General features: G+C 37.8%; 15 protein-coding genes. 1 reads left to right on the top strand and 14 read right to left on the bottom strand.

Annotated elements, in window-relative coordinates; translation table 11 throughout:
• Positions 1–10: 10 nt before the first annotated feature.
• The 8 genes from truA to GKE48_RS13460 form a co-directional block, all read right to left on the bottom strand.
• Positions 11–748, bottom strand: coding sequence for a tRNA pseudouridine(38-40) synthase TruA (gene truA, locus GKE48_RS13495; protein ID WP_055215733.1), 738 nt, complete (start codon positions 746–748; stop codon positions 11–13).
• Positions 748–1,113 (bottom strand): response regulator, encoded by a 366-nt coding sequence (locus GKE48_RS13490; protein WP_022098774.1) that lies wholly within the window; start codon positions 1,111–1,113, stop codon positions 748–750. Before GKE48_RS13490 ends, truA begins: the two co-directional genes overlap by 1 nt.
• Positions 1,114–1,127: 14 nt before the next feature.
• Entirely contained in the window at positions 1,128–1,712 is a 585-nt protein-coding gene (locus GKE48_RS13485; protein ID WP_154301317.1) for a chemotaxis protein CheX, read from the bottom strand.
• Positions 1,713–1,900: 188 nt separating this feature from the next.
• A complete protein-coding gene (guaB, locus tag GKE48_RS13480; protein ID WP_022098776.1) occupies positions 1,901–3,361 on the bottom strand; it encodes an IMP dehydrogenase in 1,461 nt (486 codons plus the stop codon).
• Positions 3,362–3,519: 158 nt separating this feature from the next.
• Positions 3,520–4,026, bottom strand: a complete 507-nt coding sequence (locus tag GKE48_RS13475; RefSeq protein WP_154301316.1) for a DUF6106 family protein — start codon at positions 4,024–4,026, stop codon at positions 3,520–3,522.
• An 80-nt stretch (positions 4,027–4,106) separates the two neighbouring features.
• Positions 4,107–5,732, bottom strand: a complete 1,626-nt coding sequence (gene groL, locus GKE48_RS13470) for a chaperonin GroEL (RefSeq protein ID WP_022098778.1) — start codon at positions 5,730–5,732, stop codon at positions 4,107–4,109.
• 71 nt (positions 5,733–5,803) lie between these two features.
• Positions 5,804–6,091 carry a co-chaperone GroES gene (locus GKE48_RS13465; RefSeq protein ID WP_041688456.1) on the bottom strand — a complete coding sequence of 96 codons (288 nt, stop codon included), beginning with the start codon at positions 6,089–6,091 and terminating at the stop codon, positions 5,804–5,806.
• Positions 6,092–6,272: 181 nt separating this feature from the next.
• A complete protein-coding gene (locus GKE48_RS13460) occupies positions 6,273–7,136 on the bottom strand; it encodes a DNA-3-methyladenine glycosylase family protein (protein ID WP_154301315.1) in 864 nt (287 codons plus the stop codon).
• An 88-nt stretch (positions 7,137–7,224) separates the two neighbouring features.
• Here GKE48_RS13460 and GKE48_RS13455 point away from each other — a divergent pair, with 88 nt between their 5' ends.
• Positions 7,225–8,307, top strand: a complete 1,083-nt coding sequence (locus tag GKE48_RS13455) for a transglutaminase domain-containing protein (protein WP_154301314.1) — start codon at positions 7,225–7,227, stop codon at positions 8,305–8,307.
• 60 nt (positions 8,308–8,367) lie between these two features.
• Here GKE48_RS13455 and GKE48_RS13450 read toward each other — a convergent pair whose 3' ends face one another.
• The 6 genes from GKE48_RS13450 to GKE48_RS13425 all read right to left on the bottom strand — a co-directional run bounded on the left by GKE48_RS13450 (position 8,368) and on the right by GKE48_RS13425 (position 12,876).
• Positions 8,368–9,108: a DUF6062 family protein gene (locus tag GKE48_RS13450; protein ID WP_154301313.1), complete on the bottom strand. Its 741-nt coding sequence runs from the start codon at positions 9,106–9,108 to the stop codon at positions 8,368–8,370.
• A gap of 69 nt (positions 9,109–9,177) precedes the next feature.
• Positions 9,178–9,777, bottom strand: a complete 600-nt coding sequence (locus tag GKE48_RS13445; RefSeq protein ID WP_022098783.1) for a manganese catalase family protein — start codon at positions 9,775–9,777, stop codon at positions 9,178–9,180.
• A gap of 1 nt (position 9,778) precedes the next feature.
• Complete coding sequence (locus GKE48_RS13440) at positions 9,779–10,057, bottom strand: spore coat protein CotJB (RefSeq protein ID WP_012738763.1); 279 nt, start codon at positions 10,055–10,057, stop codon at positions 9,779–9,781.
• Positions 10,054–10,194 (bottom strand): spore coat associated protein CotJA, encoded by a 141-nt coding sequence (locus GKE48_RS13435; protein ID WP_012738762.1) that lies wholly within the window; start codon positions 10,192–10,194, stop codon positions 10,054–10,056. Before GKE48_RS13435 ends, GKE48_RS13440 begins: the two co-directional genes overlap by 4 nt.
• Positions 10,195–10,323: 129 nt before the next feature.
• Positions 10,324–11,196 (bottom strand): methionyl aminopeptidase, encoded by an 873-nt coding sequence (locus tag GKE48_RS13430; protein ID WP_154301312.1) that lies wholly within the window; start codon positions 11,194–11,196, stop codon positions 10,324–10,326.
• A gap of 18 nt (positions 11,197–11,214) precedes the next feature.
• Positions 11,215–12,876: a putative manganese-dependent inorganic diphosphatase gene (locus GKE48_RS13425; protein WP_154301311.1), complete on the bottom strand. Its 1,662-nt coding sequence runs from the start codon at positions 12,874–12,876 to the stop codon at positions 11,215–11,217.
• Between the last annotated feature and the right edge of the window lie 89 nt (positions 12,877–12,965).

Here is a 12,965-nt window from a genome sequence, read left to right as displayed (position 1 = left end):
TTTACAATATCTAATAAACCACCTTTACAAGAAACAGCCCATAACTCTCTGCCGGTAATGACATCTGTACGTTTTCCCCATCAAGACATCTCTTCACATCTTCCGGCTTCTTAATACCATTACCTACATCAAGCAGCATCCCAATCATAAATCTTGCCATATTATGAAGGAAATCATCAGCTTCAATCCTTATGTAAGCTCTTGTTCCTTCATACTGAATGTTTATCCTCTTAATAGTTCTCTCTGTGCTTTTGTTCTTCTTTGCTGTTGTAAATGCCTTAAAATCATGTTTTCCTTCAAAATATCCGGCAGCCTTTCTCATGGCATCAAAATCCGGCATACTGAATGTATGATACGCATATTTTCTTCTGAACACATTAGCTACATTACCTGTATCCAGTCTGTACTCATATATCTTGGACTTTGCATTAAGCTGGCTGTGAAATCTTTCATCAACCTGTGAAACAGACATAACCGCAATATCTCTCGGCAGATATCTGTTAAGATAATTCTTAATATCAAGTGCCTTAACTTCCTTCTCAAGCTTGAAATTCGCTGTCTGGCAAAGTGCATGCACGCCCTTTTCTGTTCTTGATCCAACATACATGTCAACTGTCTCACCAGTCATTCTTGCTATTATCTCACACAGTCTGCTCTCTATAGTATTCGTGCTGGCATCCTTGCCCAGTCTTTGCCAACCATCATATCTTCCACCATCGTACTCTATCTCTATACGGTAATTATACATTATTCGTCTTCCAAAACCTTTTCTATTGTATTAATAATTACAGCACTATCAAATGGCTTCTGAATAAAATCAGCAGCACCTCTCTTTAATGCCTCAACCATATTAGTCTTCTGACCAGCGGCAGTTACCATAATAACTTTTGCCCCAGGATCAATCTCAATAATCTCTCTTACTGCTTCTATACCATCCATAACAGGCATTGTAATATCCATTGTAACAACATCAGGCTTATACAACCTGAATTTTTCTACGCCTTCTACCCCATTAACTGCCTCTGATACAATCTCATGTCCTGCATCTTCAAGCATATTTCTTAAAAATTTTCTTGATGTCTTAGAATCATCTACTATCAAAATTTTTGCCATAACTATTCTCCTTATTAAGCTGAAAGCTGGATTTTATTATCAGCAGCCATTAAAATCTTAAATACATTATCTTCAATATTGAAAGTCACAACATAAAAACCGGTATCTGCCGTAACTTCTGTATCTTTATAAAAAACTGGCGGGTGAAGTGTTACTTCAATATCTGCTTCCCCAAGTTTAGTTGCATATGCCCCATTCATCACATTAATAAGTTCACATAATGCATCATAAGCATCTTCATCGAATTCTTCAATATCTTCCTGTGCAAATGTCGATGCCACTTTCAAAAGTTCCCTGTTATCACCAGCTACGCCAAGAAACACATCAATATCCCCATCCATAACCTGACAGCCAATAAACTGACCCTTATATTCTCTTTCGTAATCTATCTGGTTCAGTTCAATATTACAATCCATGAACATTCCAAGACTTTTCAATGTACACTGCATCTGCGTCTTGTAATAATCATTGTCCATATGCAGAAATGTTTCAACAAGTGTATCCGTATCTCCCTGCTTTATGACTTGTAACTCTCTGTCAGTGAACACGTTATCTGAGTGATTCTTTGCAATATATCTGCCGAGTATTCTGTCCTTCATAGTTTTTCTCCTTCTCGTTGATTTAGCGCCCCAAAATATACCCTGTTCATTCACATTAATATATAAATACTTAGTCCATTATACATCATACCATTGTTCAATAGCAATAATTTCAGAAGAAATTACATTTTATCATGAAAAAAAATACCCGGACAACACAATCTGTCCGGGTTGAATACTATTATTAATTACTTATCTTCCACTGAATAGTTAGGAGCTTCCTTTGTGATATGAATATCATGTGGATGACTCTCTCTTAAAGCTGCTGAAGACATCTTAATAAACTGAGCTGTTTCCTGAAGTACTGGGATTGTAGGTGCTCCACAATATCCCATACCTGAACGTAAACCGCCCATAAGCTGGAATATAGTATCTTCAACAAGACCCTTATAAGCAACACGTCCTTCAACACCCTCAGGAACAAGCTTCTTGGCACCAGTCTGGAAATATCTGTCCTTGCTTCCGTTCTCCATGGCAGCGATAGAACCCATTCCTCTGTATACCTTATACTTTCTTCCCTGAAATAACTCAAATGTTCCAGGAGCTTCATCACAACCTGCGAGAAGGCTTCCTAACATGCAGACATTACCACCTGCTGCAATAGCCTTAACGATATCTCCTGAATACTTGATACCACCATCAGCAATTACAGGAACACCATACTTCTTAGCCTCTGCATAAGCATCCATAACGGCTGTAACCTGTGGAACACCAATACCTGCAACAACTCTTGTTGTACAGATAGAACCAGGTCCGATACCAACCTTAACAGCATCTACACCAGCCTCACAGAGAGCCTTTGCAGCTGCACCTGTTGCAATATTACCGGCAATAACCTGAAGATCAGGGAATGCTGATTTAATATCTTTAAGAGTTGTAATAATATTCTTAGAATGACCATGAGCTGAATCAATTACAATACAGTCAACACTTGAATTAACAAGTGCCTGAACTCTGTCCATAACATTAGCTGTGATACCAACAGCAGCACCTGCTAAAAGTCTGCCCTGTGAATCATGTGCTGAAGATGGATACTTAACGCTCTTCTCGATATCCTTAATTGTAATAAGTCCTCTTAATTTATAATCATCATCAACGATAGGAAGCTTCTCTTTTCTTGCCTTGCCTAATATCTTCTTAGCCTCTTCAAGAGTAGTTCCAACAGGAGCAGTGATAAGATTCTCGCTTGTCATGCACTCCTTGATTGGTCTTTCAAAATGCTCCTCAAACTTAAGGTCTCTGTTAGTAATGATACCAACAAGCTTGCCATTATCATCTGTGATAGGTACTCCGGAGATTCTGAACTTGCCCATAAGGTCATTAGCTTCCTGTAATGTATTATCTGGATGTAAGAAAAATGGGTCTGTGATAACACCATTCTCTGAACGCTTAACCTTGTCTACTTCTTCTGCCTGAGCTTCTACTGACATATTCTTATGAATAATACCAATACCGCCCTGTCTAGCCATTGCGATTGCCATTCTGTGTTCTGTAACTGTGTCCATACCTGCACTCATTAAAGGAATGTTAAGTTTAATATTCTTAGTGAGCTGTGTTGAGAGGTCAATCATATTAGGTGTTACTTCTGAATACTGTGGAACTAAAAGTACGTCGTCAAATGTAATGCCTTCACCAATAATTTTACCCATTTGCTAAAATCCTCGCTTTCTGTTGTGTTTTAATATATAGAAAAAATCCGAATAAATAAATTAATCCGGATGTTTCTACGAGTATCTGACAGCTTAGTCAGTTTATAAATATATTACAAGAGAATATAACAAAACTGCCGCTAAAAGTCAAATATTTTTTATAAATGTGCAACTCCGTTGCCAACAGCACTTACAATTGCTTCTTTCATTGAATCATCCGGAAGCATAAACAGTCTTATCATCTCATTGCTGTCATTGTCATATGTGTATATTACAATATCTCCGGGGTCATCAACTCCTGATGAACAATTGTATGTCCTTAACTGCTGCCTTGCCTTGCCCAAAGCTTCCTGACTGTTTACTTTGGCAACCAAAGTTGCTCTTGTAAGGTCAAAGCTTCCCACATTCTTTCTCACAGACTTAGCCATAATCTTATCTATAGTGAGGCTTCCGTTAACATATGAATATTCATATTCAGCGTTATAATATTCAAATACAAACACCGTAAAAAATATAAATATAACAAGAACTATTACACCCAGCCATCCTGTCTGCACAATTGTTGTCGCTGCGAGCAGACATGCAATCACAAGTATTATTCTGTAAAAAATTGAAATCTTAGGAGCGGTAACTTTAACAATCTGCTCTACTGTTCCTTCTATCATAATTCAATAACCTTTCTTTAAAGCAATATGCCCGGCGGGAAATTCCCCACCGGGCTGTAAGTTTTAATTATTCTGTGGAATTACATCATTCCGCCCATGCCTGCACCACCTGCTGGCATAGCTGGAGCATCTTCCTTAATATTAGCAACAACTGATTCTGTTGTAAGAAGTGTTGAAGCAACGCTTGTAGCATTCTGTAATGCACTTCTTGTAACCTTAGCCGGATCAAGGATACCAGCATCTATCATGTTGACATACTCTTCCTTGTATGCATCAAATCCTGTACCAACTTCAGACTCTCTTACCTTATTGATGATAACAGCACCTTCAAGACCTGCATTGTATGCAATGTGGAATAATGGAGCTTCAAGGGCCTTTAAGATAATCTGGGCACCAATCTTCTCATCTCCACTGAGTGTCTTAACAAGCTCTGCAACCTTCTTAGAAGCATGGATGTAAGCAGAACCACCACCTGATACTACACCTTCTTCAACAGCAGCTCTTGTTGCATTAAGAGCATCTTCCATACGAAGCTTAGCTTCCTTCATCTCTGTCTCTGTTGCAGCACCAACTCTGATAACAGCTACACCACCTGCAAGCTTAGCAAGTCTTTCCTGTAACTTCTCTTTATCAAATTCAGAAGTTGTCTCCTCAAGCTGTGCCTTAATCTGTGCAACTCTTGCATCAATATCTTCCTTAGCACCTTCGCCATCAACGATAACTGTATTTTCTTTCTGAACCTTAACAGACTTAGCTCTACCAAGCATATCCATTGTTGTATCCTTAAGTTCAAGTCCAAGTTCCTCAGAAATAACCTGGCCACCTGTAAGAATTGCGATATCCTTAAGCATCTCTTTTCTTCTGTCACCATATCCAGGAGCTTTAACAGCAACAACATTGAATGTTCCTCTTAACTTATTAACAATAAGTGTTGTAAGAGCCTCACCCTCAACATCCTCTGCAATAATAAGGAGCTTAGAACCGCTCTGAACGATCTGCTCAAGAACTGGTAAGATTTCCTGAATGTTAGAAATCTTCTTATCTGTGATAAGGATATATGGATTATCAAGAACTGCTTCCATCTTATCCATATCTGTAGCCATATATGCTGAAATGTATCCTCTGTCGAACTGCATACCTTCTACAAGATCAAGTTCTGTCTTCATTGTCTTAGATTCCTCGATTGTGATAACACCATCGTTAGAAACCTTCTCCATAGCATCAGCTACCATCTGTCCAACTTCTTCATCACCTGCTGAAATAGCTGCAACCTTAGCAATCTGATCCTTGCCTGTTACCTTTTCGCTCATATGTGCGATAGCTTCAACAGCACAATCAGTAGCCTTCTTCATTCCCTTTCTTAATACGATTGGGTTAGCGCCTGCTGCAAGGTTCTTCATGCCTTCATTAATCATAGCCTGTGCAAGAACAGTAGCTGTTGTTGTACCATCACCTGCAACATCATTAGTCTTAGCTGCTACTTCCTTAACAAGCTGTGCACCCATATTCTCGAATGCATCTTCAAGTTCAATATCCTTAGCAATAGTAACACCATCGTTAGTGATAAGTGGTGCACCATATGACTTATCAAGAACAACGTTACGTCCCTTAGGTCCGATTGTTACTCTTACTGTATTAGCTAACTTATTAACACCTTCCTCTAAAGCCTTTCTAGCTTCAATTCCGTACTTGATTTCCTTTGCCATAATAATAGCCTCCTAAATAAATATACTTCTTATATGTTCAAACTACCCTCATCTGCAACTGACATTGTCAATTATTCAATGATAGCAAGAATATCAGACTGCTTTACAATGATGAGATTCTCATCTTCATCAAGTTTAACCTCTGTTCCAGAATACTTAGAATAAATAACCTTATCACCAGGCTTAACCTGCATAACAACTTCCTTACCATCAACAACTCCGCCAGGTCCTACAGCAATAACCTCTGCCTGCTGTGGCTTCTCCTTAGCCTGTCCAGGAAGGACGATTCCTGATTTAGTAGTCTCCTCTGCAACTAATGCTTTAATAACAACTCTGTCTCCTAATGGTACTAATTTCATTATATATTCCTCCATTCCGCTGTCTTCACATGAGAGTGAACCCTTCATGGCAGCATTCATTTTCCTGTTAGCACTCATTCTTTTCGAGTGCTAACCACTGCACATAATGTAACACTTCACGCTTTTATTTGTCAACAGCTAATTCAAATATATTATATTTTTTAGATTTTATTAATAATTATTATTTAACACCCATTTTTATTGATTTTCCATAATAAAACAGATACTGCTGTGCAAATCCCCCCAGTTCCCCAAACTGTTCCTTTGCAAAAGCAGCAATCTTATCCTTTGGAGTGTCCACACCGTCAAAATACATTGTCTCCATAATTCTTTTAATCCACACATCAACAGGAAATGCTTCTTTCTTTCCAAGTCCGAAAAGGCTTACGCAGTTGGCAACCTTCTCTCCAACACCTTTTATTGTCATAAGTTCCTTAATGCACGAATCATAATCCATGCTCTTAAGTTCATTTTCATCAAACTGGCCTTCCCTATTCCTTCTTATTGCATCCATAATATAAGGTGCACGGAATCCTGTCTTTAACTCTTTAAAGTCCTCTTCACTTGCATTAGCAAGCTGATCAAGTAATGGAAATGTATACATATCTACTCCGCCATATGTTCCCTTATATGTACCAAACTTTGCAGATATATCAGATACTATCTTCTTAATATGGGGTATCTGCTTATTCTGCGATATAATGAATGATATAAGAGTTTCAAAAAAATCCTGATTAAGAATCCTCACTCCCCACATACTTTCAATTGCATCTTTTAACTTATCATCTTTTTCCAGCAGCTTTTTCTTAATTGCCGAATAATCCCTGTCCATATCAAAATAATCTTTCCATACATTTACATATTCATCTTCTTCCGTATCATAGAATGTAACGGTATCGTCCTCCTGTGAAACATGCAGTACATGCCCCTTTGCAGCCAATACATAATCCTCTTCATCAAGCTTTACAAAATGAAAACACTGACCACATTCCAATGTCTGTGCCAGGTCGAAATCACATACATTTTTTAATTTATAATCTGACATAAAATTCCTCCATAAATATGCTTTACATTTGCAATTATCTCGTTATACAATCGTATATGATTATAACAGAATTTTCAGGAGACCACACATGAAACATATAAAATATTGGGCGTCTCTTTTAACCGGAGCCGTAATTCTTGCATCCCTATGCGGATGCACATTACCGTTTACGAATGATAACAGCTCTGACAGTTCTACAGAGATTTCATATACAGCATTTGACAATAAAGCAACTGACACAGAAGATATAATTAATTTCATCATAGAAGCAATGTCGGATAACCAGACTTCATGTAACATATTTGTTCCCGACCCTGACCTTATAGATGCCAATGAATGGCTGACAAGAATAAGCGGAATTGAGCAGATAAAATGTGAATATCGTAGAATTAAAGATGGTTATAACCTTGTTGTAACATTTGAATGCTGGGATAATTATGCAATTATAAAAGCTTTTAATTCAGGAAACACTTCCCAGTTAAACAGCCGTCAGGTTGAACTCTATAACAAATACATAGAAGTTCTTGCCGAAGTAACCTCACCTGCAAGAAGCGATTATGAAAATGAACTGGCAATCCACGATTATCTTGTATCACATATAACGTACATTGATAATGGTGGTTCAACTTTTAATGCCTATGACGCTATGATTAATGGTGAGGCTGTATGCAGCGGTTATACAGAAAGTTTCAAAACATTTATGGATATGTTAGGAATCGAGAATTATACAATATCCGGAAAGGCTGGTAACGAACAACATATATGGAATGTTGTTAAGCTTGATAATGACTGGTATCAGGTAGATGTCACATGGGATGACCCGGTAGGCAGCTCACAGGAATATATTGACCACAGTTACTTCAATATATCTGATTCAGATATGGCAATTGATCATACATGGACATCTGATTTCAACGAAACTAATCCAGCTAATGGATATATATATACATATCCTGTTCAGGCTAAGCTTCATTCAGCTGGAACACAGTATGAACTTGACCGTTATATATTAAGGTGTATTAAAAGCCGTTCCCAGCATATAGAATTCACAACAACTAACGACCTTGATATTAAATCCGCTGTTTCCAGTGCCGGTGTACAGCTTTCGTACTCATATAAAACAACCATACGAAACAATTATACAATGTATTCTGTTACATTTTCGTATTAACAGATATTATTACATGTGCAAACAGCCCTGCGGTATCTCACACCACAGGGCTGTTATTTATCATCTCGTATTATTCCTTTTTCCTGGTTCATCTGCTATATAAGAACCATCCTTTATCATAGCTCTTACCAGTGAATCTTTCGCATTCTTCCATGGCTCATCAATATATTTATGGTCAAACTTATTAATAAACCATTCAACATCATCTCTTACCCGCTTCATATTCTCAATATAGAGACTGTTAGTTGTCTTAATAAATTCATCTAACATATCCCCCTTTAAAGAATTAGCTGCCTGCTCAAGCAATATGCCATAATGCTTCGTACAGAATCCCTTACATGCTTTATACTTTCCCCTGAAATCACTATCATGCTTATACATATGAAATATAGTGTCCAGATATCTCTTAAATGTGTTATCAATCCTTTCACATACAAAGCATGTGCCTTCAAGCTGTTCAGTATACGTTGTCACAGCCGGTTTATCTGCTTTCTTAAACATAGACTTTCCTGCCACTTTTCCATCTTGCAGACTTTCAATATCATTAATCACCCTATCAAGATGTGTCTTCATGACAAGTGCAAAGCCAAGTCTGTTCTCACAGTCATACACTTTCTTTAAATGTTTCTGACAGAAACCCTTTTTATCAGTCACAGCCCTTATATCATCTTCCATATAACTAGGTCCCATTGTATAGCTTACTGCATCATCCTCCAGTGCCTTATACATTGAACAAATCGGACATTCACAGTCTGATGAAAATGCATCATTAACAGGTATAGTATATATCTTCTCTTTCATAAGTACTCCTTTAATCAGTCTTTTATAAATGTATTCTATCATAATATTTTATTAATATCATTCTATTTATTATTTTTTAAATTCCGGGTTATATGCATAGAAGTTCTTAGAATCCAGCTTGCTCTGTATAATCGACATAGCTTCTCCGAATCTCTGAAAATGCACAACTTCTCTTTCTCTTAAAAACTTCAGCGGTTCATACACATCCGGATCATCACGGCAGAGTCTTAACAGATTATCATAAGTACTCCTTGCTTTCTGCTCGGCTGCCATATCCTCTGCAATATCAGTTATTGCATCCCCCTTTGACTGGAATTCAATTGCGCAGAAAGGTACACCTCCTGCAGCCTGCGGCCATACTCCAACCGTATGATCAACATAATATGCCTCAAACGGAGTTCCTTTTATCTGTTCCATTGTAAGATTTCTTGTTAGCTGATGAACCATTGTACTGACCATTTCAAGATGGCCAAGTTCTTCCGTGCCTATATCAGTCAGCAATCCGGCAACCTCCCTGTATGGCATGGAATATCTCTGTGAAAGATATCTCATTGATGCTCCAAGCTCACCATCTGGTCCACCATACTGCGAAATAATCATTGCTGCCAGCGTAGGATTACAATTCTTTATATTAATCGGATACTGAAGTCTCTTTTCATAATTCCACATATTACATACCTCCCTTATATTCCCATGGCATAGGTGTTGCCACCCACATCCAGTAGTTGTCATTTACCATATATTCCATGCTGAGAGGTCCATAATAATCTGAATATTTTTTCATAAACTGTACATATTTATCCTTAATCTCTGCATAATATTCAATAGCTGCTGCATCATCCGGATGGGTATCAAGATAAAGCATAGTTTCAACAAGTGCAAAGCCAAGCTCATAAATATTCTTCATAATCATAGCTTTTTCATTTCTAATATTATTACAACAATTCATGACCTGCCTCCTGTAAATGGTTTATCAAGTACAGGAAACATAGTTCCCCGCATAATTGCCCGCGAAGGCTCATATAATTCATCCCAACGCTGCCACGGTACATAGCACATCGCCGGAACCTGTTGTGTCATCATCATAAAATAAGCTCCATATACATGTATCACTACAGTATATGGAGCTTTTCACTTATTGTTGTATGTCCTGTCAGGACGGATGTGTTGTGTCTGTTTTATTGTTTGTGTTCATCTGCGAATATACACAAACTTTTAGTAGCTCATAACCTCATATCCGTCCTCAGTCACATGCACCATTATTTCCCACTGTGCTGAGTACGAATCATCATCTGTATATATTGTCCAGTTGTTGCCCTCGTCTATATATATGTCTGGAAGTCCCGCATTTATCATTGGCTCAATTGTGAATACCATGCCCGGTGCCATGACCATTCCTGTTCCCTTCTTAATTACATAACTTACAAATGGGGTTTCGTGAAATTCAAGACCTATTCCATGTCCACCAACTTCTCTTACTACTGAATATCCATTAGCCTTTGCATGTTCATTTATTGCCGCCGCAACATCTCCAAGATGTCCCCATGGCTTAACCTGTGCAAGACCTAACTCAACACATTCTTTTGCAACATCCACCAGCTTCTTATGTTCTGGTGCAACATTACCTATACAGAACATTCTTGATGAATCCGAAAAATATCCGTTTAATATCGTTGAACAGTCAACATTAATTATATCACCATCAAGAAGCTGGATATTCTTAGATGGTATTCCATGACATACCTGCTCATTAATTGAAGTACACACACTCTTTGGAAATCCTTCGTAATTAAGTGGTGCAGGTATTCCACCCATCTCGGTTGTTTTCTGGTATACCAAATCATCTATATCCTGAGTTGTCATTCCTGCATGAATATTCTCTGCAACATAATCAAGCACAGCAATATTAATCTTGCTGCTTTCTCTCATTCCTGCAAGCTGTTCTTCATTCTTTATAATATTTCTTGGTGGTACCTTATGAAACTTTCTCTTGAAATTATCTAATTTTCTATCAAATTCCATGTGACAGTCACAATATTTTTTCCCACTGTTACACCAGCAGAAATCATCTTTTCGTAATGCCTTCATCACTATTCTCCATTTTCTCTACTGCTCCATAGCTTCCATAATGGCCGGGAGGAACTGTTTCTTTCTTGAAACAACATTCTTTAGTATATATGTATCCTGCTGTTTGTCAACTCCAAATGCCTGTGACATTATTGTATCCGCATTTTTACCTGAACACAGTACATAAGAGCATTCCGTTGATATGTCTGTCATAAGAAAATATACTACATCAAGCCCGCCATCACCTGTTACTGTATCTATGAACGGCACTTCCTTTGCTTTTATCTTCTCTATATCCTCAGGTCCCATTGCATTAACCTGCCCCACACCTACGGTAACATCATTAATTGCGAACTTCTTAAAATCCTGATAGAATATTTCTCTGTCTGTCTTTTCATCAAGATTACTTCCAGCTCCAAACATTTGTCTTCCGTACACTTCAGGGTCAATTCCTGCAATATCAGCGAGCTCCATTGCCGCTTCTATATCATCAGGTGTGCATGTTGGAGATTTGAATATTAATGTATCCGATATAATTGCCGAACACATCAGCCCGGCTATAACAGGCTCTATACTAATTCCTGTCTCCTGATACATCTTATAAATAATTGTTCCCGTACAGCCAAGAGGCTGATTTCTGAAAAATACAGGTGTGATTGTCTGTATAGGTCCTAATCTGTGATGGTCAATTATCTCAAGAATCTCTGTATCTTCAATTCCATTGACTGCCTGGTTCTTCTCATTGTGATCAACAAGAATAACTTTCTTTCTGCCTGAACGAAGGAGATTTCTTCTTGAAATAGTTCCTACATAATTACCGTTTTCATCCTCTATAGGGAAATCCCTGAACCTTTTCTTAGTCATAATCTCCTGAATATCTTCAACATAATCTGTTGTCTTGAAACATACAATTCTGTCTCTTGGTGTCATAAAGAATCCAACCGGAATTGCCTGATTCATAAGCCTTGCAACAGTATATGTATCATAATCAGTTTCAATAATAATACAGTTATGGCTCTTTGCAATCTTGGCAATTGTATTGGATACCTTTGCTCCCTCACATATTATAAGACATTTTGCCTCCATCTCTATTGCACAGAGCTGTGATTCGTATCTGTTACCAAGAATTACAATATCCCCCTCATCAATCATGCTCTCCATCATATCAGGATTAGCCGCTGCAATAAGCATCTTTCCTTTGTCAAATATCTCGCTTTCATCACCTGTAATTACTCTTCCCCCAAGTGTTTCAACAATATTAGCAAAACTTGTCTTAGCATTCGACAATACTCTGTTATCAAATGTTTCAAAATACGATTTGGCAATGTCATCAATCGAAACAAGGCCTGTAAGTTTTCTGCCTTCTGTTATAGGAAGTGTTACAACATTAAGTGAATCCATCAGTTTCCACGCATTACGCACCGAAATCTCTCTGTCTATTCCCTCTGTGTGTCTTATCTCTATGTTCATTACCTGTGGACGTACATCTTTAATATATTCCGGAGCCTCTACACCGAATCTGTTCAGTACAAAATGAGTTTCCTCATTAAGATGTCCCGCCCGCTTAGGCACATAATTATCTGTTCCGGTTATCTTATTCTTTAAATCAGCATAACATATTGCCGAACATATTGAATCTGTGTCAGGATTTTTATGGCCTATAACCATAATTTCCTTTGCTTTTTCTTTATATTCTTCCATACTCTGTTTGCTATCTCCTTATAATTATCTAAACCACTCTATTCCTTCTTACATTAAAATAAGTCTCCTATGCTTCACCATAGGAGACC

This window comes from Lachnospira eligens (genome assembly GCF_009680455.1).
Classification (GTDB): domain Bacteria; phylum Bacillota; class Clostridia; order Lachnospirales; family Lachnospiraceae; genus Lachnospira; species Lachnospira eligens_A.
Note: the sequence above shows the minus strand (reverse complement) of the source record. Positions and strands in the feature narration are given on the sequence as shown.

Excerpts from the sequence above, each read along its gene's own strand:
- truA (WP_055215733.1), bottom strand. The coding sequence starts at position 748 with ATGTATAATTACCGTATAGAGATAGAGTACGATGGTGGAAGATATGAT.
- guaB (WP_022098776.1), bottom strand. The coding sequence starts at position 3,361 with ATGGGTAAAATTATTGGTGAAGGCATTACATTTGACGACGTACTTTTA.
- GKE48_RS13425 (WP_154301311.1), bottom strand. The coding sequence starts at position 12,876 with ATGGAAGAATATAAAGAAAAAGCAAAGGAAATTATGGTTATAGGCCAT.
- GKE48_RS13450 (WP_154301313.1), bottom strand. The coding sequence starts at position 9,108 with ATGAAAGAGAAGATATATACTATACCTGTTAATGATGCATTTTCATCA.
- GKE48_RS13485 (WP_154301317.1), bottom strand. The coding sequence starts at position 1,712 with ATGAAGGACAGAATACTCGGCAGATATATTGCAAAGAATCACTCAGAT.
- GKE48_RS13455 (WP_154301314.1), top strand. The coding sequence starts at position 7,225 with ATGAAACATATAAAATATTGGGCGTCTCTTTTAACCGGAGCCGTAATT.
- GKE48_RS13475 (WP_154301316.1), bottom strand. The coding sequence starts at position 4,026 with ATGATAGAAGGAACAGTAGAGCAGATTGTTAAAGTTACCGCTCCTAAG.
- GKE48_RS13430 (WP_154301312.1), bottom strand. The coding sequence starts at position 11,196 with ATGAAGGCATTACGAAAAGATGATTTCTGCTGGTGTAACAGTGGGAAA.
- GKE48_RS13440 (WP_012738763.1), bottom strand. The coding sequence starts at position 10,057 with ATGAATTGTTGTAATAATATTAGAAATGAAAAAGCTATGATTATGAAG.
- GKE48_RS13465 (WP_041688456.1), bottom strand. The coding sequence starts at position 6,091 with ATGAAATTAGTACCATTAGGAGACAGAGTTGTTATTAAAGCATTAGTT.
- GKE48_RS13490 (WP_022098774.1), bottom strand. The coding sequence starts at position 1,113 with ATGGCAAAAATTTTGATAGTAGATGATTCTAAGACATCAAGAAAATTT.
- groL (WP_022098778.1), bottom strand. The coding sequence starts at position 5,732 with ATGGCAAAGGAAATCAAGTACGGAATTGAAGCTAGAAAGGCTTTAGAG.
- GKE48_RS13435 (WP_012738762.1), bottom strand. The coding sequence starts at position 10,194 with ATGATGATGACACAACAGGTTCCGGCGATGTGCTATGTACCGTGGCAG.
- GKE48_RS13460 (WP_154301315.1), bottom strand. The coding sequence starts at position 7,136 with ATGTCAGATTATAAATTAAAAAATGTATGTGATTTCGACCTGGCACAG.
- GKE48_RS13445 (WP_022098783.1), bottom strand. The coding sequence starts at position 9,777 with ATGTGGAATTATGAAAAGAGACTTCAGTATCCGATTAATATAAAGAAT.